21 protein-coding genes and 1 pseudogene are annotated in these 20,478 nt (G+C 62.4%); 10 read left to right on the top strand and 12 right to left on the bottom strand.

The window, feature by feature from the left end; all coding sequences use genetic code 11:
* Positions 1-168 precede the first annotated feature (168 nt).
* A pseudogene (nhaD, locus tag AAIA72_RS08995) lies at positions 169-1,451 on the top strand (sodium:proton antiporter NhaD).
* 68 nt (positions 1,452-1,519) lie between these two features.
* Here nhaD and AAIA72_RS08990 read toward each other — a convergent pair.
* Together AAIA72_RS08990 and AAIA72_RS08985 are read right to left on the bottom strand one after the other, a co-directional pair.
* On the bottom strand, positions 1,520-1,885 hold the full coding sequence (locus tag AAIA72_RS08990) for a histidine triad nucleotide-binding protein (RefSeq protein ID WP_369599987.1): 366 nt from the start codon (positions 1,883-1,885) through the stop codon (positions 1,520-1,522).
* On the bottom strand, positions 1,882-3,129 hold the full coding sequence (locus AAIA72_RS08985) for an FAD-dependent monooxygenase (RefSeq protein WP_369599986.1): 1,248 nt from the start codon (positions 3,127-3,129) through the stop codon (positions 1,882-1,884). The genes AAIA72_RS08990 and AAIA72_RS08985 overlap by 4 nt, the downstream gene beginning before the upstream one ends.
* Before the next feature lie 77 nt (positions 3,130-3,206).
* On the opposite strand from AAIA72_RS08985, the gene AAIA72_RS08980 reads away from it, so the two are divergent.
* Positions 3,207-4,025: a trypsin-like peptidase domain-containing protein gene (locus AAIA72_RS08980; RefSeq protein ID WP_369599985.1), complete on the top strand. Its 819-nt coding sequence runs from the start codon at positions 3,207-3,209 to the stop codon at positions 4,023-4,025.
* On the top strand, positions 3,956-4,561 hold the full coding sequence (locus AAIA72_RS08975; protein WP_369599984.1) for a PDZ domain-containing protein: 606 nt from the start codon (positions 3,956-3,958) through the stop codon (positions 4,559-4,561). The genes AAIA72_RS08980 and AAIA72_RS08975 overlap by 70 nt, the downstream gene beginning before the upstream one ends.
* On the opposite strand, the gene AAIA72_RS08970 is transcribed toward AAIA72_RS08975, so the two are convergent.
* A complete protein-coding gene (locus AAIA72_RS08970; RefSeq protein ID WP_369599983.1) occupies positions 4,562-5,092 on the bottom strand; it encodes an aminoacyl-tRNA deacylase in 531 nt (176 codons plus the stop codon).
* A gap of 94 nt (positions 5,093-5,186) precedes the next feature.
* Positions 5,187-6,287: a tRNA 2-selenouridine(34) synthase MnmH gene (mnmH, locus tag AAIA72_RS08965; protein WP_369599982.1), complete on the bottom strand. Its 1,101-nt coding sequence runs from the start codon at positions 6,285-6,287 to the stop codon at positions 5,187-5,189.
* 76 nt (positions 6,288-6,363) lie between these two features.
* Between mnmH and AAIA72_RS08960 the strand changes: the two genes are divergently transcribed.
* Positions 6,364-7,014 (top strand): methyltransferase, encoded by a 651-nt coding sequence (locus AAIA72_RS08960; protein WP_369599981.1) that lies wholly within the window; start codon positions 6,364-6,366, stop codon positions 7,012-7,014.
* A 528-nt stretch (positions 7,015-7,542) separates the two neighbouring features.
* Here the strand turns inward: AAIA72_RS08960 and AAIA72_RS08955 are convergent.
* A complete protein-coding gene (locus tag AAIA72_RS08955; RefSeq protein ID WP_369599980.1) occupies positions 7,543-7,956 on the bottom strand; it encodes a VanZ family protein in 414 nt (137 codons plus the stop codon).
* 50 nt (positions 7,957-8,006) lie between these two features.
* Here AAIA72_RS08955 and cysZ point away from each other — a divergent pair, with 50 nt between their 5' ends.
* Entirely contained in the window at positions 8,007-8,852 is an 846-nt protein-coding gene (gene cysZ / locus AAIA72_RS08950) for a sulfate transporter CysZ (RefSeq protein WP_369599979.1), read from the top strand.
* A gap of 48 nt (positions 8,853-8,900) precedes the next feature.
* On the top strand, positions 8,901-9,749 hold the full coding sequence (locus tag AAIA72_RS08945; protein WP_369599978.1) for a response regulator: 849 nt from the start codon (positions 8,901-8,903) through the stop codon (positions 9,747-9,749).
* Positions 9,750-9,793: 44 nt separating this feature from the next.
* Here the strand turns inward: AAIA72_RS08945 and phoR are convergent, their stop codons facing one another.
* From phoR to AAIA72_RS08920, 5 genes are all read right to left on the bottom strand, one after another.
* The gene (gene phoR, locus AAIA72_RS08940) at positions 9,794-11,131 is read right to left on the bottom strand and encodes a phosphate regulon sensor histidine kinase PhoR (protein WP_369599977.1); all 1,338 of its coding nucleotides are present in this window, start codon (positions 11,129-11,131) and stop codon (positions 9,794-9,796) included.
* 4 nt (positions 11,132-11,135) lie between these two features.
* Positions 11,136-11,828 carry a phosphate regulon transcriptional regulator PhoB gene (phoB, locus tag AAIA72_RS08935; protein WP_369602988.1) on the bottom strand — a complete coding sequence of 231 codons (693 nt, stop codon included), beginning with the start codon at positions 11,826-11,828 and terminating at the stop codon, positions 11,136-11,138.
* Between the two features lie 76 nt (positions 11,829-11,904).
* Complete coding sequence (ubiA, locus tag AAIA72_RS08930; RefSeq protein WP_369599976.1) at positions 11,905-12,792, bottom strand: 4-hydroxybenzoate octaprenyltransferase; 888 nt, start codon at positions 12,790-12,792, stop codon at positions 11,905-11,907.
* 52 nt (positions 12,793-12,844) lie between these two features.
* Positions 12,845-13,408, bottom strand: coding sequence for a chorismate lyase (locus AAIA72_RS08925; protein WP_369599975.1), 564 nt, complete (start codon positions 13,406-13,408; stop codon positions 12,845-12,847).
* Positions 13,409-13,414: 6 nt separating this feature from the next.
* Positions 13,415-13,972, bottom strand: coding sequence for a hypoxanthine-guanine phosphoribosyltransferase (locus AAIA72_RS08920; RefSeq protein WP_369599974.1), 558 nt, complete (start codon positions 13,970-13,972; stop codon positions 13,415-13,417).
* A gap of 219 nt (positions 13,973-14,191) precedes the next feature.
* Here AAIA72_RS08920 and rd point away from each other — a divergent pair, with 219 nt between their 5' ends.
* A complete protein-coding gene (rd, locus tag AAIA72_RS08915) occupies positions 14,192-14,359 on the top strand; it encodes a rubredoxin (RefSeq protein WP_369599973.1) in 168 nt (55 codons plus the stop codon).
* 2 nt (positions 14,360-14,361) lie between these two features.
* Positions 14,362-15,513: an FAD-dependent oxidoreductase gene (locus AAIA72_RS08910; protein ID WP_369599972.1), complete on the top strand. Its 1,152-nt coding sequence runs from the start codon at positions 14,362-14,364 to the stop codon at positions 15,511-15,513.
* 18 nt (positions 15,514-15,531) lie between these two features.
* On the opposite strand, the gene AAIA72_RS08905 is transcribed toward AAIA72_RS08910, so the two are convergent.
* Positions 15,532-15,789, bottom strand: a complete 258-nt coding sequence (locus tag AAIA72_RS08905) for a cysteine-rich CWC family protein (RefSeq protein WP_369599971.1) — start codon at positions 15,787-15,789, stop codon at positions 15,532-15,534.
* Between the two features lie 183 nt (positions 15,790-15,972).
* Here AAIA72_RS08905 and tesB point away from each other — a divergent pair, with 183 nt between their 5' ends.
* The gene (gene tesB, locus AAIA72_RS08900) at positions 15,973-16,842 is read left to right on the top strand and encodes an acyl-CoA thioesterase II (protein ID WP_369599970.1); all 870 of its coding nucleotides are present in this window, start codon (positions 15,973-15,975) and stop codon (positions 16,840-16,842) included.
* Complete coding sequence (locus AAIA72_RS08895) at positions 16,839-17,855, top strand: MBL fold metallo-hydrolase (RefSeq protein ID WP_369599969.1); 1,017 nt, start codon at positions 16,839-16,841, stop codon at positions 17,853-17,855. Before tesB ends, AAIA72_RS08895 begins: the two co-directional genes overlap by 4 nt.
* Here AAIA72_RS08895 and AAIA72_RS08890 read toward each other — a convergent pair.
* Positions 17,797-20,421 (bottom strand): EAL domain-containing protein, encoded by a 2,625-nt coding sequence (locus tag AAIA72_RS08890; RefSeq protein ID WP_369599968.1) that lies wholly within the window; start codon positions 20,419-20,421, stop codon positions 17,797-17,799. The genes AAIA72_RS08895 and AAIA72_RS08890 overlap by 59 nt on opposite strands.
* Positions 20,422-20,478 lie beyond the last annotated feature (57 nt).

The raw sequence follows: 20,478 nt of genomic DNA, 5'->3' as shown, positions 1-20,478 counted from the left end.
GCCTTGAATCGAGGCGTGACCCCCCCTAAAATGGCGCCCGTTTGCCAATCATGAAAATTCATTAACCCCCAAGGCTCAATCATGTCATTGATCAAGTACTCCCTGCTGTTTGCACTGACCCTGTTCGGGCTGCCGGCTGTCGCCTCGGAAGGTGAAAGTCTGCCCATCATGCATGCCACGGGCGAGCCCCTGGCCATTGTGGCACTGATCCTGTTCGTGCTCGCCTATGTTGCCGTCATGGCCGAAGAAGTTCTGCATCTGCGCAAATCCAAACCGGTCATGCTGGCTGCGGGTATCATCTGGGTGTTGGTAGCGCTGATTGCCCACGAGAAGGGTATGTCAGCGGAAATGGAAGCTTCTCTGCACCATAACCTGATTGAATATGCGCAGCTGTTCCTGTTCCTGCTGGTGGCGATGACCTATATCAACGCCCTGGAGGAGCGTCATGTATTCGAGTCGCTGCGCTCTTGGCTGGTCGTGAAGGCATTCAGCTATCGCAAGCTGTTCTGGGTCACGGGATTTATCGCCTTTTTCCTGTCCCCGGTGGCGGACAACCTGACAACCGCACTGATTCTGGGGGCTGTTATCCTCGCTGTGGGCGGTAAGAACGTACAGTTTGTCACTATGGCCATGATCAATGTGGTAGTGGCAGCAAACGCCGGTGGTGCTTTCAGCCCCTTCGGGGACATCACCACACTGATGGTCTGGCAGTCCGGGCATGTTGAATTTGGCGAGTTCCTGGCTCTTTTTGTACCGTCGCTGATCAATTTTGTCGTGCCTGCTGCCATTATGTATCCCTTTTTGCCCAAGGGTACACCACATGGTGAGGGGGGATCGTTCCCATCAAGCGCGGCGGGCTGATCATTGCAGCTCTGTTTGGCATGACCATTGCCACAGCGGTGAGCTTTGAGAATATCCTCCATCTGCCGCCTTACCTCGGCATGATGAGCGGGATGTCCTTGCTGATGTTCTTTGCGTATTATCTGCGCAAGACCGGCTCCGTGGAAGACGACATCCAGTTTGACATTTTCCGCCGTGTAGCCAGGGCCGAGTGGGATACACTACTGTTCTTCTTTGGCGTGATTTTTTGTGTGGGCGGCCTGGCATTCATTGGCTATCTTGAGATGATGTCCAAGGCCATGTACACGGATCTCGGGCCGACCACAGCCAACATCCTGGTGGGGCTGTTGTCCGCTGTCGTGGACAACATTCCGGTCATGTTTGCCGTCCTCAGCATGGGTCCGGACATGAACCATGCCCAGTGGCTCCTCATCACCCTGACCGCGGGAGTGGGCGGCAGTCTGCTATCCATCGGCTCAGCGGCCGGTGTGGGCCTCATGGGCGCATCCAAGGGGCGTTACACCTTCCTGGGGCACCTGAAGTGGACCTGGGCTATCGCACTGGGGTACGCGGCGTCAATTGCTGCCCACATTGCACTCAACGGCAGCTGAGTCTGCTGTTCCGAAACCAAAAAAGCCGGGTGTGTCCCGGCTTTTTTGTGAGTGGGTGAAGTGCCGTTTCAGGCCTTCTTGAGCTTTTCCGTGTAGGGAGGCCAGCCCATCGGCTTGCCTGCCAGCAGGTGAAGGTGGATGTGGTACACCGTCTGGCCACCATGCTCGTTGCAGTTCATCACCACGCGGTAGCCGTCTTCCGCAAAGCCCATTTCCTTTGCCAGTTTGGCGGCCACCACGAACAGGTGCCCCACCACATCCTTGTTGCTTTCGTTGATCTCGTTAATGGTGGCAATGGGCGTCTTGGGAATGATCAGCAGATGTACCGGGGCCTGGGGATTGATGTCCCGGAAGGCCAGGCTGTGTTCGTCTTCATAAACAATATCTGCCGGAATTTCGCGGCGAATGATCTTGGAAAAGATGGTTTCACTCATGTCGGACTTCCTTGCTGGGGTTGAAAGGGAGCGGTCAGGCCCAGCGCGTATTTCAGGGCCTGCTTCTTCACCGGCCCGGCCCGGTGGGCCAGTGCCAGTGCCACATTGCGTGCCAGGGCCAGCGGCGGCAGGCGGCTGCTGAAGCCGTGGTAGAACACATCCATGCCCCGCATCATCAGCAGGTTGGCGGCCCGCCGCTGACGACTATAGGTTTCCGGGGCGGATCCGGGAGAAGCCGTGCGACCTTCAAGCCAGGGGGCGAGGTGCGCATGCAGATTCAGTACATCCTGAAAGCCCAGATTCACTCCCTGGCCGGCCAGCGGATGAATGGTGTGTGCGGCATCGCCCACCAGTACCGTGTTGCCGTGCCAGTAGCGCTGTGCATGGCGGCGCACCAGCGGGAAGGCACCCACGGCTTCCACGGCGCGCAAGGCCGGCAGTTGGGGAGGGAAGTGAGCACGGATGGCGTGCAGCAGGGTTTCCCCGTCTGCCTGTTGCCAGCGGCGAATGGCATCGGGATGGTCATACCAGACCAGTGAGGCCCGGTGAACGCCGTCCGGTGAACCGAGGGGCAACAGGGCGCGGGGGCCATCCGGGGTGAAGGCCTGCCAAGTTTCGTCTCCCGGCGGGTGCGCCAGGGTGACATTGATCAGCATGGCCCACTGGTCGTAGGGGTGAGCATCCAGGGGAATCCGGGCCGCGTCGCGCACCCGGGACAACGCGCCATCGGCACCGACAACCAGCCGTGGGGCCCACCAGAAACCGTTCACCCGTACTTCAAGCCGGCCCTGGACGAAACGCATGTCTTCGGGAGCCGTGTCAGTCAGCACCGTGACCCCGTCGGTCTTGCACGCCTGCTCCAGCGCTGCACGTTGCAAGGCCCGGTTCTCGACGATGGCGCCCAGATGATCCGTGCCTGCCTCGTCGGCAGTGAAGCGCGTGGCCTGGAAGGGCGGCAGAGAATGACCCCAGGGTGTGCGCAGCCATTCCCAGGTGGCCAGCCGGCGGTAGGGGGTCTGTCGTTCTGCCGGTACGCGTGGCCAGATGCCCAGCCGGTTCAGGGCCTGCTCGTTGGCCAGGCTGATGGCAGAGACACGCAGGTCCGGCGGGCTGTCCGGCGGAAAGTCGGGCCAGGGCCCGCGTTCCAGCACAACCACGGTGCGGGCCTGTCCGCCCAGGGCGCAGGCGAGCGCGGCTCCCACCATGCCACCGCCAATGATCAGGATGTCGGGCTCAGCGTTCACGCAGGTCTCCGGCGCAATGAATTTCAGGTATGATAGGCAACCTGCATGCAAATGAGAACTGTCAGGGGAGAAAGGGTGTGACAAAACGTTGGCTGGGGCTGGTGGTAGCCGGTTGGCTGCTGTGTGCATCGGTGGCGCAGGCGGCGCTGCCCGTGGCGCTCGGTACAGGTGAGAAGCTGCCGTCTCTGGCCCCCATGCTGAAGACGGTGCGACCGGCAGTGGTCAATATCGCCACCTATGCAACGGTGGAATACGTCAATCCGTTGCTGGCCGATCCCTTCTTCCGGCACTTCTTCGATCTGCCGCCCATGGCCCAGCAGCGTGAAAAGCGCCCCCAGTCCGCCGGTTCCGGTGTGATCATTGATGCGGAGAAGGGTTATGTCATCACCAATCATCACGTCATCGAGAATGCGGACAGCATCGAGGTGCTGCTGACCGATGGCCGCAAGTTCGGTGCACACTTGCTGGGCTCCGACGAGCAGGTGGATCTGGCGCTGCTGCAGATCGAAGCCCGGGATCTGACGGCTCTGCCCATGGCGGACTCCCGCCAGCTTGAGGTGGGAGACTTCGTGGTGGCGGTGGGCAACCCCTTCGGCCTGGGGCAGACGGTGACCAGCGGCATTGTCAGCGCGCTCGGCCGCAGCGGTCTGGGCCTCAATGGCTACGAGGACTACATCCAGACCGATGCATCCATCAATCCGGGCAACTCGGGTGGTGCGCTGGTGAATCTGCGGGGGAGCTGGTCGGGATCAATTCCGCCATTCTGGCACCTGCGGGCGGGAACGTGGGCATCGGGTTTGCCATTCCCACGGAAATTGTCCGCGTGGTGGCGGATCAGCTGGCCCGCTATGGGGAAGTGCGGCGCGGCGGCATTGGTGTGGAATTTCAGGATCTGACACCGGAGCTGGCGGATGCGTTCGGTCTGCCTTCCACTTCCGGAGCCCTGATTGCCCGGGTGGTTCCCGGGGCACCGGCAGAGCGGGCCGGATTGCGTTCCGGTGACGTGGTGGTTCAGGCCAACGGTCATCCTGTCAGCAATGCGGACGATCTGCGCAAGCGGATCGGTCTGACGCCCATCGGCCAGACCCTGAAGCTGTCTGTCGTGCGGGACGGCAGGACCCGGAACGTGTCGGTGACCGTTGAAGATCCGGTCTGGCTTCGGCAACCGGGCGGTGCCATGCATCCGGATCTGGACGGGGCGCTGTTCCAGGATGTGTACGAGAATGGCGAATCGGTGGCCGTGGAAATCGTTGAAGTGCAGAAGGGATCACCCGCCTGGGAGGCAGGCCTCAGGGCTGGTGATGTCATCCTGGCGGTAAACCGGACCCGGGTGCGCAGCACGGCCGAGATGAAATCCCGTATCCGGCGCAGCCGAAGCGCGGTGCTTCAGCTGCAGCGGGACGGACGCCTGTATGTGCTCAGGCTGGAATGATCACGGATGCAGGTGGAACTGCTGCCGCCCCGGGCGAATGCGCTGCAGGGGCGGTGTGGCATCCGGTTGCATGAATCCGCGGCTGATGACGATGGGCTTCGCCAGCTCCAGGTAGTCCTTGGTGGCCATGCGGATGGTTTCGGCATGAGTGCCGGCGCAGAAGGCGATTTCCGGCTCATTGGCCAGCTTCTCGTCCATGTACACCTGCATGCCGTAGAGTTTGCCAAAGGGCGGCAGGGCGCCGATTTCGCAGTCCGGAAACTTGTCCGCAAACTCTTCCTCGTCGGCCAGCTCAATGAAGTCCGTGCCCAGTTCATTGCACAGCCGGTCCCAACGGATCTTTGCCGTCGCCCGCAACACGATCATGGCCATCTTGCCATCCAGCATCACGATGACGGTCTTGGCCAGCCGGTTGCCGCAGACATGGGCGGCTTCCGCCAGCTCCTGTGCGGTATAGGCCGGCGCATGCTGGATGGCGGTGTAGGACACACCTTTCTCATCCAGATACTGTTTCAAACGTGCAACTGGCATGGTACACCTCCCGGTTGGATGCAGCGTATACCTTCAGCATAGTCCACATTCGGGAGAGGCGTTCAAGTCAGATCGTCAAATCCTGTGATTTATGTCAAGTGCGCTCTGCAAGCCAGGCCGCAATGGCGTCACGACTGCCCTGAAACACCACGTCCCGCGGTTTGTTTTCCATCTGCCAGCGATACATGGGGTCATAGTAGTCCTGAAGCAAGCCGGTGATCCAGGCCCGGTGGCCATCCAGGTCATTCCGCTCCCTGTGGGCCGTCAGGGCGTCTTCCATGAGGGCCCGCAAGGTCTGATGCCGCGCGCCGCCGAGGCGTTTCCGAATACGATCCAGGCTGCTCAGCAGACGTTCGGACAGCGCTTCCCAGGCGACATGCGCATCAGCGTTCCGTGAAGTCAGCCAGGTCAGGGGTTGCAGCACATATTCCTCGAGAATCAGCTCCACGCGACTCTCAAAAGGCTCCTCCACACGGATCACCGGGCTGGCGGCCATCTTGTCCCGCAGGTTGAGGGGCAGGGCACAACGGCCGATCAGGCGGCTTTCATCTTCCACCAGAATGGGGTGAGGGCCGTTGTCCCCCAGTTTCATCAGTTCAATGGCCAGCGCATTTTCAAAGCCGATCTGGGGCGGCTGGGGTTCGAACGTGCGACCGAAACTGGATCCCTTGTGGCGGGCGAGTCCTTCCAGATCCAGGGCGTGCCGGCAGGCCTGGATGACGCGGGTCTTGCCCGAGCCGGTAGGGCCGGCCACCACCCAGAAGGACTGGCGTTGCACCCGCGCCTCAAAGTCGTCAATGCAGAAGCGGCGCAGTGCCTTGTATCCGCCCAGCACCCTCGGATAGTGCACGCCCGCCTCCCGAAGCCAGTTCTGAACGGTGCGGGACCGCAGACCGCCCCGGAAGCAGTAGAGGTAGCCCTCCGGGTGCCGGCGGGCAAAGTCCAGCCAGGCGGCCATGCGTGCTTCGCGGATGGCGCCGCTGACGAGGCGATGACCCAGCTCGATGGCGGCTTCCTGGCCCTTGCGCTTGTAGCAGGTACCCACCTGGGCGCGCTCAGCGTCGGTCATCAGTGGCAGGTTGACGGCCGTCGGGAATGCGCCCTTGTCAAACTCGATGGGCGCGCGCAGGTCGATCATGGGCACGTCATGGCGCAGCAGGAAAGCGTAGTCGTCCGTATCGGGTCGCTGGGGCACGGGTCTTCTCCTCATTCGGGGGGCTGATTTTACCTCATTTGTGCCGGGCGTGCAGAGTCTGCTAAGCTTGGCCGCCATGACGCCGGAACACCTTCTTCAACGCTTGCGGGAAACCCTCCCGCGCGCCTGTTTGCTGGCCACGCCCCTGCCGCGCGTGCCGGAAATCCGCCTGTATCTGTTTGATCCCGAGTCCATGCAGGGGCCGCTGTCCCACGATGAGGCCCAGCGTGTGGTGGCCGAGCCGGCCTACTGGAGCTTTTGCTGGGCAAGTGGCCAGGTGCTGGCGCGGGATCTGCTGGATCACCCGGAGCGCGTGCGGGGCAAGGTGGTCGTGGATGTGGGGCCCGGGTCCGGCGTGGTGGCCATTGCGGCGGCGCTGGCCGGCGCGAAACAGGTGCTGGCCTGTGACATTGACCCGCTGGCACTGGAAGCGGTCCGGGCCAACGCGGTGCTCAATGGGGTGGCGCTGGACGTCATCGACCAGCTGCCGGAGGGCAAGGTGGATGTGCTGACCGCTGCCGACATCCTGTATGACCGGGAAAATCTGCCCCTGCTTGCCCGCTTCCGGGAGGTGGCCCGTGACGTGTGGCTGGCGGACTCGCGGATACGCTCCCTGCAGGCCGAGGGTTACCGGCTGGTGTCCACCGGTGAGGCGGTGACCTGTCCGGATCTCAATGAGTTCGAGGAATTCAACGTGGTGCGTGTGTATCACGCCCCGGGGGTGTGACCTGCACTGAAAAGAAAAAGGGCGGTGGTCAGCCGCCCTTTCACGCACTGGGTCCTGTTGGCATCCTGCCTTCGTGCGACTCCCTTCCTGATAGCTCCGTAGTACGGCGTCCTGCCGTGAAGTGCTGTCCGTGCGATGCCGGCCTCCTGCCGAACGGTGCGATCCCTGCGGAACTGGAATAGATTTCCGGCGTCCTGCCGTGATGTCCGTCCTTCCCTGGCAGACAGGTCAGCAATTGGAGAATCCCTCAAGCGTTGATCCCTGATCCCTGCTTCCCCCCACTTCCTGTGGAGATGCCGTCCTGGTGCGTCCTGTATCCGTGTCGTCCTGACAGGAGAAATTATGCCTCAGTCAGTTGCTCTTGTGGGGGGGTATAAATTTATGAGGGGGCCAGCGGTTCCGGGCGCAGTCTGTCATCTTGACAAAAAGGTATTGTAAAACAAACAGATAAATTGACGTGTTCGCATGTGTCAGGTATTTCGGATGGTCACAAAGTGACAAAATCGCAGGCAAACTGTAGTCAATGTATTACACGGATGTACGAAATTGTCGCAGCATGGCGGTGTTGTGCAGCAGGACGGTGGCGATCAGGACACCCAGGGCGTCGGCCATCACGTCCGCCAGACTGGCACTGCGCCAGGGCACAAAGGACTGTGCAACTTCGATGGCGATGCCGTAACCCATCAGCAGCGCAGCCAGCCAGGCAATGGGCAGGCGCCGGTGGAGCAGGCCGGCGGCGAGGGTCAGCGCGCCCAGTCCCACGGCATGGGCGACCTTGTCATTGATGTCGGGCAGGGGCAGTTCTTCTACCGGCCGGAGGGCCAGCCAGAATGCCCACGCCAGCGACAGCACATGGCCACCGCGCAGGGGCCAGAGCAGCCAGGGTATCCTGTACAGACCGAGCAGCCAGCGGGCTGCAGGGGATAAGGGGTGCGTCGTCATGGGCGCGATGATAAAGTAAAGTCTCCCTTTACCCAAGAGACAGACGTGCAATGAACGAAATGGGACGTGGCTTTGACTATTTCATGGAAGGCTTCCGCATCATCCGGCAACCGGGCATGCGGCGCTATGTCTGGATCCCCATCTTTCTCAATACGGTCATCTTCGTCTTCATCTTCCGCTGGGCGTGGCAGGCATTTGACGGCTGGATGAGCAGCCTGATGGGCTATATTCCGGGCTGGCTGGAATTTGTCTCCTGGCTGCTCTGGGGGGTGTTTGCCATTCTGCTTGTGCTGCTGATCGTGTATGCCTATGTGTTCTTTGCGACACTGATCGGCGCCCCGTTCTATGCGCTCCTGGCGGAGAAGGTGGAGGTCCGGCTGCGTGGTGGCAGACGACAGGATGCCGGCGGCTGGCAGGACTGGATGCTGCTGGTGCCGAGAACCCTGTGGCGCGAGGTGGTGAAGCTTCTGTACTACCTGCCTCGTGCGCTGGTGCTGTTCGTGCTCGGCTTGATGCCGGTGGTGCAGATGGTCTCCACGGTGCTCTGGTGGTTGCTGAGTGCCTGGATGATGGCGCTGGAATTCTTTGACTACATTGCGGACAACAACGGCCAGCCCTTTTCGGCGGTGAAACGTTTTGCGCGGGAAAGGCGGGCGCTGGCACTCGGATTCGGTGGCAGTGTCTGGGTCGGGACCCTGATTCCGTTCGTCAACCTGTTTGCCATTCCGGCGGCGGTGGCCGGTGGTGTGGCCTGCTGGGTGCGTGAAGGCGGCCTCATGAAACCGCTGGCTACCATGCAGTCAGGCGAGGAGGCATCGGCCGCAACCGGAGCCGGAAGGCCGGCAGCGACGCCTGAGCAGCCGGAACGGCCGGAAATCGTCAAACGTCTGCGCTGAGAGAAAAAACTGCTACCCTTGAAAGACAGGGTGACAAGGTGAGGCTTCATGGCGCTGAAAGTATTGGTAGTGGACGATGCGTCCTTCGTCCGGGACATGGTCAAGCGTACGCTGCGCAACCGCTTTCCGCAGCTGCAGGTGGATGATGCGGTCAATGGCCGGCGTGCTCAGGTGCTGATGAACAAGACGCACTTTGACCTGATTCTCTGCGACTGGGAAATGCCTGAGATGTCGGGGGTCGAGCTGCTGGAATGGGCGCGTCAGCATGATGCCTACAAGACCATCCCCTTCGTCATGGTCACCAGCCGGGGAGACCGGGATCATGTGGTGAAGGCCGTTCAGGCCGGCGTGTCGGACTACCTGACCAAGCCTTTCAGTGCCGATGCCCTGACCCAGAAGGTCACCAAGGCGCTGGGCTCCAAGCTCCGGAATGCTCCGCAGGCCGCGGCCAGAAATCCCTTTGCAGGCTCCGCCGAGGTGCTCACGGGTGGGGCACCGCCCCGGAATCAGACGCCGGGCCCCTTTGCAGACAGTGCCCAGTTGCTGACGGGGGGACGCAAGGCTGAAGACACCAAACCGGCCAGGCCGGTGAAAAGTCAGATGCTGGCCCAGCTGCGATCCGCTTCGCTGGCCCTGCCTGCGGTCGTGAAGGCCATTGCCCTCACGGACGTGAAGCTGGTCGTGCGCACGGGAAAGGGATTTCCGGGTATTCTGGAGCCGGCGGTGGTGGATCTGGAAATCGAAGAGGGCAAGGTGGAGCGTCTCAACGGATACATCCATGCGCTGCAGGCGCTTGAGCGCACCGCAGACAGCACTTTCGTGAGCATCATCGTCCGCTTTGTGGATGAAGATCCGCAAAAGCTCGAAAGCTTGTCCCGCCTGATTGCACGCCTCTGAACCGCTTGTCTCCGGTCCGTGCCGGAACGGTTCCGCGCCGCTGTTCAGCCTTCGCTGGTACGCCTTGTGGGCCGGGGCAGCGCTTCGGGGCGAACCAGCCTGGGGGGTGGAAAAATGCAGGTGAACGTGCTGCCCTCGCCGGGACGGCTGTGAATCTCCAGCCGGGCATTGTGGTTGATCAGCACATGCTTGACGATGGCCAGTCCCAGCCCGGTGCCGCCGGTATCCGGGCTGCGTGACGGGTCGGCGCGGTAGAAGCGCTCGGTCAGGCGGGGGATGTGGACCGGATCAATGCCGATGCCGGTGTCGCTGACGGTCAGGCGTGCCTCACCGTCAACCCATGCCCAGCGGATGCGGATTTCTCCCCGTTCGGGGGTGTACTTGATGGCATTGACGATCAGATTGGCAAAGCAGCTGCGCAACTGCTGATCATCCCCCTGCAGGCCGCCTTCCCAGTCCACGGTCAGCGTCATGTGCTGGTGCTTGTTCTGTGCCAGGGGACGGGTTTCCTGACAGATGGCATACAGCAGGCCCGGAACATTGACCGGTTCGCTGCGCAGGGTCTCCCCCTGACTTTCGATGCGGGAGAGCATGAGCAGATCCGTGACCAGCGCATCCATGCGCCTGGCCTGACCGGCCATCTGGTCGATCATGCGCCGGAAGCGGGGCGGAATGTCCTCGCCATAGTCCTGCAGGGTTTCCAGGTAGCCTTCGATGACCGTGAGCGGCGTCCGCAGCTCGTGGGATACGTTGCTGACAAAGTCGCGGCGCATTTTCTCCAGATGGTGGAGTCGCGTCACGTCGGAGGCAAGAATCAGTCTGTCCCCTTCACCAAAAAGGGTGATCTGGAAGCGGATGTGCCGACGCGGGCCCCGCTCGATGCGCAGTGTCAGCGGTTCATCGTAGTTGCGGGCGTCAAAGTAGCGCCGGAACTGCGGGTCACGGATCAGGTTGCAGATGAACTGCCCCCGGTCGTCCGGTACGCGCAGGCCAAGCAGGGTTTCTGCGGTCCGGTTCCACCATTCGAGATCGCCGCGCTTGTTGGTCAGGAGGACGGCGTCATCCAGTGCATTGACCGAGTCCTGAATGCGCCGGATGAATGACTGCAGCCTGGCGTTGGCGGCCTCCTGGCGGCGCTGGATCCGGTAGATCCGGTCGAAGATGTCGCCCCACAGGCCGCGGCTTTCCGGCGGCTCGCCCGGTTGATCCTGGTTCAGCCATTGGTACAGCCGGAAGACCTGCCGCAACGTCCAGAGCAGGTAGGCGGCGAGGCCGAGGGTGAGCCCCCAGAGCACGGAGCCGGCCAAGGCACCTGCCAGCGCGGTGGCGGCCAGTGCCAGGAGCAGGTTGCGGATGTATTCGCCGGCCGGGCGTGGCGTCATGCCGTCACTCCGTCTGGGTGGAGAACCGGTAGCCCGTGCCCCGGACCGTCTGGACAAAATGGTCGTGGTGGGGGCTGAGGGCCTTGCGCAGGCGGCGGATGTGCACATCCACGGTGCGCTCTTCAACGTACACATTACCGCCCCAGACCTGATCCAGCAACTGACTGCGGCTGTAGACACGCTCCGGATGGGTCATGAAGAACTGCAGCAGCTTGTACTCGGTGGGCCCCATGGTGATCGGCTCGCCGTGGGCGGTGACACGGTGGCTGACCGGATCCAGCCGGAGCCCTTCCACTTCAATGGGGCTTTCCACGCCGTGAGGGGTGGCGCGACGCAGCACGGCCTTGAGCCGGGCCACGAGCTCACGCGGCGAGAAGGGTTTGGTGATGTAGTCATCCGCCCCTGTTTCCAGCCCGAGGATCTTGTTGTCCTCGTCAGCCTTGGCGGTCAGCATGATGACGGGAATTTCGGCCGTGCTTTCGTCGCGCTTGAGCCGCCGGGCGAGTTCGATGCCGGATGTGCCGGGCAGCATCCAGTCAAGGAGAATCAGATCCGGCTTGTGGTCGACGATCTTGGCGTGGGCGTCGCGGGCGTCGCCGGCTTCCATGTAGTCGTAGTCCGCCATTTCCAGTGCCACGGCAATCATCTCCCGGATGGCGGGCTCGTCATCAACGATGAGGATGCGTTTGCGTCCCATGAAGGTGTCCTTTCTGTCCGGTGTTGCCATGGTATTACACAGTCAGAATATGACAAAACCGTGACAGCGGCGGCGATTAGCGGGTCAGATCCGCAACCAGACCGATGAAAATGACCAGTCCCACCCAGTGATTGTTCAGAAAGGCCCGGAAACAGTTGTCCCGTTCCCGATAGCGGATCAGGTGGTGCTGATAGATGAACAGCAGGGTGGCACCGAGCAGGCCCAGTACCCAGGGCAGCCCCAGTTCCAGCCGCTGACCGGCCAGCCAGAGCGCACACAGGGACAGCCCCTGGAGGATGGCAATCATGGCCCGGTCGGCTTCGCCGAAGAGTATCGCTGTGGACTTGACCCCGATGCGCAGGTCGTCATCCCGGTCCACCATGGCATATTCCGTGTCGTATGCGACGGTCCAGAGCAGGTTGGCGGTGTACAGGAGCCAGGCGACGGGCGAGATGTCGCCGGTCTGGGCGGCCCAGGCCATGGGAATGCTCCACGAGAAGGCCGCCCCCAGCACCACCTGTGGCAGATAGGTGTGGCGCTTCATGTAAGGATAGGTGGCCGCCAGCGCCAGACCGCCAAACGACAGCAGGATGGTCAGCGTATTGGTGAACAGCACCAGAATGAAGGCGCCCAAGACCAGCAGGACGAACAGGGTCAGGGCTTCGGCTTCGGTGACCTTGCCGGCCGCCAGGGGACGGTCGCGTGTGCGCTTGACGTGTCCGTCGATGTGGCGGTCCGCGTAGTCATTGATGACGCATCCGGCGGAACGCATGAGCACGACGCCCAAGGTAAAGATGATCAGATTGCCGGGATCGGGCAGCCCCCGGGCAGCGGCAAACAGCCCCCAGAGGGTGGGCCAGAGGAGCAGGTAGATGCCGATGGGCTTGTCCAGCCGCATGAGCTGGACGTAATGGGGCCAGTGATCACGTTGCAGGGGGAAACGATTCAGCCATGTTTCGATCATGTGCACCTGCCTGTCCGGACGATTGTGCCGGAGTGTACCAGCACAGGCGGTTTCACGAAAGGGCGGGGGGTGTCAGGCAGGCAGGGAGGAAAAATTCGCAGACGAGTACCGGGCAGCCGTGGAAGACAAACACGGAGCGCCGGGCCCAGCCGTGAGCATGGCCGGACAGCGCCGGCAGGACCGCCACCTCCATGGGGTGCCGGACAATGCCGGGTGTCCGGAACAGGGCGGCACCCAGCGGACGTTCGCCCAGCAGGCGGAGCTGCCGGGCGGCTCCGGTAAAGGCGTGCTGGGGAATGAGGGTGCGTGCCACGACGCGCGGCTGTCCGCCGCACACCAGTACCACTTCGCGCGTCCAGCACAGGAAGCGTGGCGGCAGGGCCAGTGCCATGCGTTCGGACAGGACCGGTTGCTGTGTGCGGGTGGCCAGCACCCGGACCCGGAAGCTGTCGGTGCCGAAACGGGCCATCAGCCGGGCTGTCAGGGAGCCCTCATCCAGCAGCCAGTTGCGCCACACGGGGGGCAGACACTGGCGGACAAGCCCCGCATCCGTCCAGCGCAGCGATTTCAGCAGTGTGCGACTGATCAGGGGAATTCCGGCGGCCGGGGCAGTCATGGGACATCAGAGACCTTTGACGGCGTAGATCCCCGGGGCGTTGCGCCAGTAGCCCTTGTAGTCCATGCCGTAGCCGAACAGGAAACGGTCTTCCACTTCCATGCCGGTAAAGTCGCACTTCATGCCCGGGCGTGCCTTGCGGTCGTGCTTCTTGTCCACCAGCACGCTCGTGTAGACGCGCTTGGCGCCTTTCCTGAGGCAGTATTCCTCAATGGCGGCCAGGGTCGTGCCTTCGTCCAGGATGTCATCCAGAATCAGGATGGTCCGGTCGCGCAGCGGTACCTGGGGTTCGACGAGCCAGTCGAGGATGCCGCCGGTGGTTTCCATCCGGTAGCGGGTGGCGTGAATGTAGTGCAGTTCCAGGGGGAAAACCAGCTTGGGCAGCAGGCGACCGGAGAAGATCAGACCGCCGGTCATGACGCAGAACACCAGTGGGTTGGCATCGGCCAGTGTTGCCGTAATTTCCCGGGCAACCTTGTCTATGGCGGCGTCGACTTCAGCCTCGGTGCGCAGGCAATCAGCTTCCTCAAAGACGGTTTGCATCTCTTCACGTGTGGGATTCATGAATCTCTACCTGGTCGGACGGCGGTGAATCAGGGTAAGGGCGGGATTATAGCGTGTTCCTCGCGCTTTGGCATAGGCTTTTTCCGCACCCGGATGGGTTGGTCGGGGGCGATGGGCCGTGTCGGATTTCATGTTTCGCGGCCAGCATGGCCCGCGGGATTGCCTCCCGGCGTTTGTGGCGGTATGGTGCAGCAAATTTCTCAACAAGGGGAAGAAAGCATGCGCAAATGGCAATGTGTCGTCTGTGGGTTCATTTATGACGAGGCGTTGGGGCTGCCGGAAGAAGGCATCGCGCCGGGGACGCGCTGGGAAGACATTCCGGATGACTGGGTCTGTCCGGACTGCGGTGTGGGCAAGGAAGACTTTGAAATGATTGAGGTTTCCTGATCATGACGACACCCCTGGTCATCATCGGTACCGGACTGGCCGGATATGGTCTGGCCCGTGAACTGCGCAAGCTGGACAAGACCCGGCCGGTCACGCTCATTACCCGGGACGACGGTGCCAGTTACTCCAAGCCCATGCTCTCCACCGGCTTTGCCAAGGGGACGGATGCGGACGGACTGGTCATGGCCTCGGCGGCGGACATGGCCGATCAGCTGGGCGTCATCGTGCGTACCCTGACGCGCGTGACCGGACTGGATACCGGACGCAGACAGCTGACGCTGGATACCGGCGAGACGCTGGACTGGGGGACCCTGGTGCTGGCTTCGGGGGCGGCGCCTATTCGCCTGCCCGTGGAGGCGGATGCGCCGGATCATGTCTTTCACATCAACAGCCTGATGGATTACCGGGTGTTTCGCCAGGGTCTCCGACCGGGTGGACGGGTGCTGATCATGGGTGCGGGGCTCATTGGCAGCGAGCTGGCGAATGACCTGCTGGCCGGTGGATTCGGCGTGGATGTCGTGGTGCCCTGTGAAGCCCCGTTGCCGGGGCTGGTGCCGGTGGAGGCGGGCCGGGCGCTTCAGGAGGCGCTCGAAGAGGCGGGTGCACACTTTCACCTGGGTGACGTGGTGGAGCGTCTGACACCCCGGGATGACGGGGTGGAGGCTGAACTTGGCAACGGCAGGGTGCTGGCGGTGGACAGGGTGATCTCTGCCGTGGGCCTCAGGCCTGATCTCACGCTGGCCCGGCAGGCACGTCTGTCGGTGAACCGGGGAATCGTGGTGGATGCCTTCCTGCGCACGTCGGCACCTGATGTCTATGCGCTGGGGGATTGTGCGGAAATTGACGGTCAGGTACGCCTGTTCGTGCAGCCTCTGATGATGTCGGCCCGGGCGCTGGCGAAAACGCTGAACGGGCAGCCGACGGCGGTGCAATTCGGCCCCATGCCGGTCGTGGTCAAGACGCCGGCATGTCCGGTGGTGACGGCACCACCGCCCGTCGGGACGACGGGGCAGTGGGTCGTGACCAGTCAAGGCCCCCGTAGTCTGGTCTGCCGCTTTGAGGATGAGCAGGGGCAGCTGAAAGGCTTTGCCCTGACCGGCGACGCCGTTGCCGAAAAGATGGCGCTGACCCGGCAACTGGCTGCCGGAGGCTGAGCCGGTTTCCGGCCGCTATCAGGGGCTTTCGGGGCTGGCCGCTGCCGGCTGACTGACAGCGGCCGGGGTGGCCAGGGCGGCCAGTGCCTTGTGCAGGCAGCTGCGGCACAGGCAGCGCTGGCCTTCCGAAAATGCCCAGCGGTTGTCGCCCGAGGCGGGCAGGCTGAAACACCAGCAGACGGACTTCCCGGCTTCCAGATCACAGCGGGCCGGGCGCTCGCATTCCGGGCAGGTGTGGGTAAAGGCGTGGGGCAGGTTATCCAGCACGTTTTTCATGGCGGCTCTCCTTGTGTGCCCATATATTGTGGTTCACTGCTCCTGAAAGTCAAATATCTGGTGGTTAATGCGATTTGTTACCTTTGGCCGGAATGACCGGTTCATGAGGTGATTTACGCCATTGCACTTTGGCCGGCGGGCTGGCAGCATTGGGCCAACACTCAAATGACAGGAGAATGCCCCATGACGGATGTGGTTCAGCAATTGTTGTCCCTGCTTGAACTGAAACCTCTGGATGAATGCCTTTTTCAGGGCGAAAGCCAGGATCTGGGATTCCGCAACGTATTTGGCGGACAGGTCGTGTCCCAGGCATTGATGGCGGCGTACAACACCGTCGCGGAGGACCGCACGGCGCATAGTCTCCATGCCTACTTCCTGCGTCCGGGTGATCCTCACCACCCCATTTTCTATGAAGTGACCGAGGTGCGGGATGGCCGCTCCTTCTCCGTGCGCCGGGTAATCGCCCGTCAGCACAACAAGGAAATCCTGGCGCTCATGGCGTCCTTCCAGACCGAAGAAGAGGGCTTTGAGCATCAGGCTGAGATGCCGGAGGTGGCCGGTCCGGAAGGTCTGGTTTCCGAGCTGGAAATGCGTCGGAAGTTCAGGGATCTGATTCCCGAGCGCATTCGCGAGCAATTTACCTGTGACCGGCCCATCGAGATTCGCCCGGTCAATCCGGTCAACTATCTGAAGCCGGAGCCCATGCCGCCCGTCAAGCACAACTGGTTCCGGGCGGTCAGCCGGCTGCCGGACGCCATTCGCTGGCATCACTGCGTACTGGCGTACGCGTCCGATTTCGGTCTGCTGGGCACGAGCCTCCAGCCCCATGCCGTGACCTTCATGCAGAAGGACATGCAGGTGGCGAGTCTGGATCACGCGGTCTGGTTCCACCGGCCCTTCCGGGCGGACGACTGGCTGCTGTACAGCATGGACAGCCCGTCTGCCTCGGGCGGCCGGGGCATGAACCGGGGCCAGATCTTTACCCGTGACGGGGTTCTGGTCGCGTCCACGGCACAGGAAGCCCTGATCCGCCGGCGCAAGGACTGGGCGTGACACGCATTTTCGAGCGTGTGGATCATCATCCCTGGCGGGACCGCCACCACCATGGCGTGGGGCGGTTCCGCAATCCGCCTTCGCCCCATCCGGACGGTCGGGGCTCGGCGGCCATGCGCAAGGTGCTCTGGACACTGGCACGGGAGGGCAATCGCCCGCTGGAGAATCTGCTGCCCGGGCATGTCTGGTCCCGCGATCAGGCGTTGGCGGCACTGCGGCTGACACCCCCTCCCACGCTGACCTGGCTGGGGCAGGCCTGTTTTTACATCCGCCTGCCCGGCACCAACCTGCTGACGGATCCCTTTCTGGGGGAAAGGGCTTCACCGGTACCCTTTGCGGGACCAAGGCGATTGGTGCCTCAGCCGCTGGTTGCGGCGGATCTGGATCCGGATGTGTTGCTCATCTCCCATAACCATTATGACCACCTGGATCGGACGAGCATTCGTACGCTGTGCGGCAAAAGACCGGTCACCATCGTGACCACGCTGGGGACGGGGCGAAGTCTGCGCGGGCTGGGTGCACGTGAAGTGATCGAGCTGGACTGGCTTCAATGCGTGGAGCTGGGGGATGTGCTCATCACCCTGACGCCGGCCTGTCATTTCTCCGGACGCAGTGCCTGGGATCAGGACCGAGCCCTGTGGGGTGGCTTTTTTGTGGAAAGCGATGCCGGCCGGCTCTTCTTTGCCGGCGACAGCGGTGACTCTGACTGCTTTGACCGGACAGCGGAGCTGCTCGGCGGTGCCGATGTGGCGCTGGTTCCGGCTGGTGCCTATGGGCCGCCGGAAGTGTTTGCGCGGGTACACATGACTCCGGAAGAGGCGCGTCAGGTGGCGGATCGCTTTGGTGCGCGCGAGGCGGTTGCCATGCACTGGGGCACGCTTCGCCTGACCACGGAGCCTTTCTGGGAACCCCGGGAGCGCTTTCTGGCCGCCGCCGGCCGGGCTGCACCGGTGGTCATGGCAATCGGACAGACGCGTCCGCTGGGCCTGGCTGAGCCCCCTCGAACTCTCTGAGCCAGGGGATCAGGAATGGATAGGGCATGGGGCGGGCAATATGATAGCCCTGTGCCAGATCGCATCTGAGCTCGGCGAGCAGCGCCAGGGTGTCTTCATCCTCGATGCCCTCGGCCACGACCTGATAGCCCAGACTGTGACACATGTTCAGGGTGGTTTCCACGATCAGGCGCGTTTCCGGCGTCTGGGTGATGTCTGCAATCAGGGAGCGGTCAATCTTGATCTCATGCAGTGGCAGACGCTTGATCTGCAGCAGGGAGGAATAGCCTGCGCCATAGTCGTCCAGGGACAGACTAACGCCTGCCGAGGCCAGCTCCCGAAGGATCTCAATGGCATCCTCGGGATGACGCATGGCCGCCGTTTCCGTAATTTCCAGGGTGAGGCGACTGCAGGGCACGTCCGCATCCGCGAGGCAGGCCAGCACATCCGCCGCAAAGTCCGGCTGGATCAGGTCTTCCGCCGAAATGTTGACTGCGATACGGGTATTCGGATAGCCATCAAGTTCCAGCTGACCCAGCAGGCGGATGGCCTCCCGGATCACCCAGCGGGTGAGTGGGTGGATCAGGCCCGTGTCCTCGGCCAGCCGGATGAATTCCATGGGGGGAATCTGACCGTGGACAGGGTGCAGCCAGCGCACCAGCGCTTCAAAGGCTTCGATCCGGCCTTCGTGAAGCGAGAGCTGTGGCTGAAGATGCAGCTGCAGCTGCCCGGTATGAATGGCATCTTCCAGCTCGCTGAGCAGAGTCAGGCGGCGCGAGCTGTATGGATCCTGCAGCGGATCATAGATGCAGACGGGCTGAGTGTGCCGGTGGGTCATGTCCAGGGCGATGAGTCCGCGACGGATCAGTCCGGTGGCATCGTCGGCATGATCAGGTGCCAGCGCAACACCCATGCGGGGATCAAGATCCAGCGGCATGCCCTGATAGTCGAGCTTGTCACGCATGGCCTCCAGCAGCGGCAGGGCATGGAGCCGGATGTCGGAGAGGATTTCCGGGCTGAAGACCACGGCAAAAGTGGAACCGTTGACCCGGGCTGCCTGGGCCTGGGTGCTTTCCTCAATCAACTGTGCGTCGGCGAAGCCCCTGAGGTGCAGGGCCAGTCGTTCGGCTGCCAGCCTGATGACGGTATCTGCGTGCACCTGTCCCAGGGTTCGGTCAATGTCACGGAAACGCTCCAGCCGGATCATGAGCAGACCAAGGGGTTGGCCCTGCCTCAGGCGCGTCCGGAGATGGTTTTCAAGGAAGGTGCGGTTCGGCAGGCCCGTGACGGGATCATGGGTGGCATCCGCCAGATGGCGGGCGGCATCATCCGCGCGCTCTGCCTCAAGTTGCCTTCTGGCCTTTTCCGCCTGAATCCGTCGCGTGCGCTCATGATAGATCCGGTCGACCAGGCCAAAGGTCAGAAAAGCGGTTTGCGCCGCGAGGCCATACAGAATGGCGTTGATGGTGAAGTGCGTGGCAGGCAGCAGGGTGAACTTCTGCAGGCCGCTGATGAGCACGCCCAGTTCGAGAAAGAACCAGCCGATATTGAAGTACAGCGCGCCGGGCTGACGGTGAACCAGCGCAATCGGGCCGGCAATCAGCAGCATCAGGGCCGTGACCATGCCCAGCAACAGGGCTTCACGGTTTGCCCAGGATGAGGGCAGCCAGGGCAGGAGGGCAATATGGACAAGTACCAGAATGCTGAGGATCTTCAGCATCTGGTTCAGAATCGGGGAGATCTTGTCCAGACGCAGGAATCGTCGGCTGAATTCCAGTGCGCCCAGTGTGCACAGCGGGATACCCAGGAACAGCACCCGGTTCTGCCAGTGCGGATGATCGGGCCAGAGATAACGGAACGTGGTGCCATGCTGGGCAGCCATCAGAACCAGCGCGCTGGCGGAGAACAGGGCGTAGAAACCGTAAAGGCTGCGCCGGAGCCTGAGCCAGAGCAGCAAGATCAGGACCAGTCCCAGCAGCATGGCTCCATAAAACAGGCCCAGGCCTTGCTGGTAGGCGACCTGCTCTTCAAAGAAGGCCTTAGGTTTCCAGATGCCCAGCGGGAATTCGATGGACCCCTGGGTCTGCAGGCGGAAGAGCCAGGTCCGGCTTGATCCGGGCGCGAGTGTCACCGGCAGGATGTACCAGGGGTGATCCACGAGCCGCTGGTGATAAGGCAGATTTTCTCCCAGCTGCACGGCATTCAGAATCCGGTCGCCGGCAAGCTCCCAGATCCGGATGTCATCCATGTAGGGCAGTGGCAGCACCAGAAAGCGTTCCTGGGGCTGATCGAACGGATTGTGCACATCCAGACGGAACCAGTAGGGGGTGGATGTGTAGCCAAAGCTTGTCCGGGCCGCCGGCACCTGCTGCCAGAGGACGTGCTGATCTCCCGTCGCAATCCCCTCTGCCGTCAGACGGTTGCCCGCATCGGCCACATAGGCCACCTCCGGCATCTGGTACGGCGTGTCATCGATAACGTTCTGTGTGTATGGTAATGTGCCGGGCGTACTGTGTGCAGCGAATCCCGGAAAGGATGCGCTCAGCAGCAGGATCAGCAGGACGCTCCAATGTACCCTTTGCCGCACGCGGTGCAGCCTCCTTCAGACATGACAGGTCGTTATCAAGAATAGAGGTGACTGACC

The organism is Thermohahella caldifontis (assembly GCF_041153465.1).
Taxonomy (GTDB): Bacteria; Pseudomonadota; Gammaproteobacteria; order Pseudomonadales; family Oleiphilaceae; genus Thermohahella; species Thermohahella caldifontis.
The sequence above is the reverse complement of the archived record's forward strand: the minus strand, read 5'-3'. Positions and strand labels throughout refer to the sequence as shown.

Bases quoted from the DNA above. Each gene is read 5' to 3' on its own strand.
- AAIA72_RS08990 (WP_369599987.1), bottom strand. From the start codon at position 1,885: ATGAGTGAAACCATCTTTTCCAAGATCATTCGCCGCGAAATTCCGGCA.
- AAIA72_RS08970 (WP_369599983.1), bottom strand. From the start codon at position 5,092: ATGCCAGTTGCACGTTTGAAACAGTATCTGGATGAGAAAGGTGTGTCC.
- AAIA72_RS08960 (WP_369599981.1), top strand. From the start codon at position 6,364: ATGACGCCGGAACACCTTCTTCAACGCTTGCGGGAAACCCTCCCGCGC.
- AAIA72_RS08955 (WP_369599980.1), bottom strand. From the start codon at position 7,956: ATGACGACGCACCCCTTATCCCCTGCAGCCCGCTGGCTGCTCGGTCTG.
- cysZ (WP_369599979.1), top strand. From the start codon at position 8,007: ATGAACGAAATGGGACGTGGCTTTGACTATTTCATGGAAGGCTTCCGC.
- AAIA72_RS08945 (WP_369599978.1), top strand. From the start codon at position 8,901: ATGGCGCTGAAAGTATTGGTAGTGGACGATGCGTCCTTCGTCCGGGAC.
- phoR (WP_369599977.1), bottom strand. From the start codon at position 11,131: ATGACGCCACGCCCGGCCGGCGAATACATCCGCAACCTGCTCCTGGCA.
- phoB (WP_369602988.1), bottom strand. From the start codon at position 11,828: ATGGGACGCAAACGCATCCTCATCGTTGATGACGAGCCCGCCATCCGG.
- ubiA (WP_369599976.1), bottom strand. From the start codon at position 12,792: ATGATCGAAACATGGCTGAATCGTTTCCCCCTGCAACGTGATCACTGG.
- AAIA72_RS08925 (WP_369599975.1), bottom strand. From the start codon at position 13,408: ATGACTGCCCCGGCCGCCGGAATTCCCCTGATCAGTCGCACACTGCTG.
- AAIA72_RS08920 (WP_369599974.1), bottom strand. From the start codon at position 13,972: ATGAATCCCACACGTGAAGAGATGCAAACCGTCTTTGAGGAAGCTGAT.
- rd (WP_369599973.1), top strand. From the start codon at position 14,192: ATGCGCAAATGGCAATGTGTCGTCTGTGGGTTCATTTATGACGAGGCG.
- AAIA72_RS08910 (WP_369599972.1), top strand. From the start codon at position 14,362: ATGACGACACCCCTGGTCATCATCGGTACCGGACTGGCCGGATATGGT.
- AAIA72_RS08905 (WP_369599971.1), bottom strand. From the start codon at position 15,789: ATGAAAAACGTGCTGGATAACCTGCCCCACGCCTTTACCCACACCTGC.
- tesB (WP_369599970.1), top strand. From the start codon at position 15,973: ATGACGGATGTGGTTCAGCAATTGTTGTCCCTGCTTGAACTGAAACCT.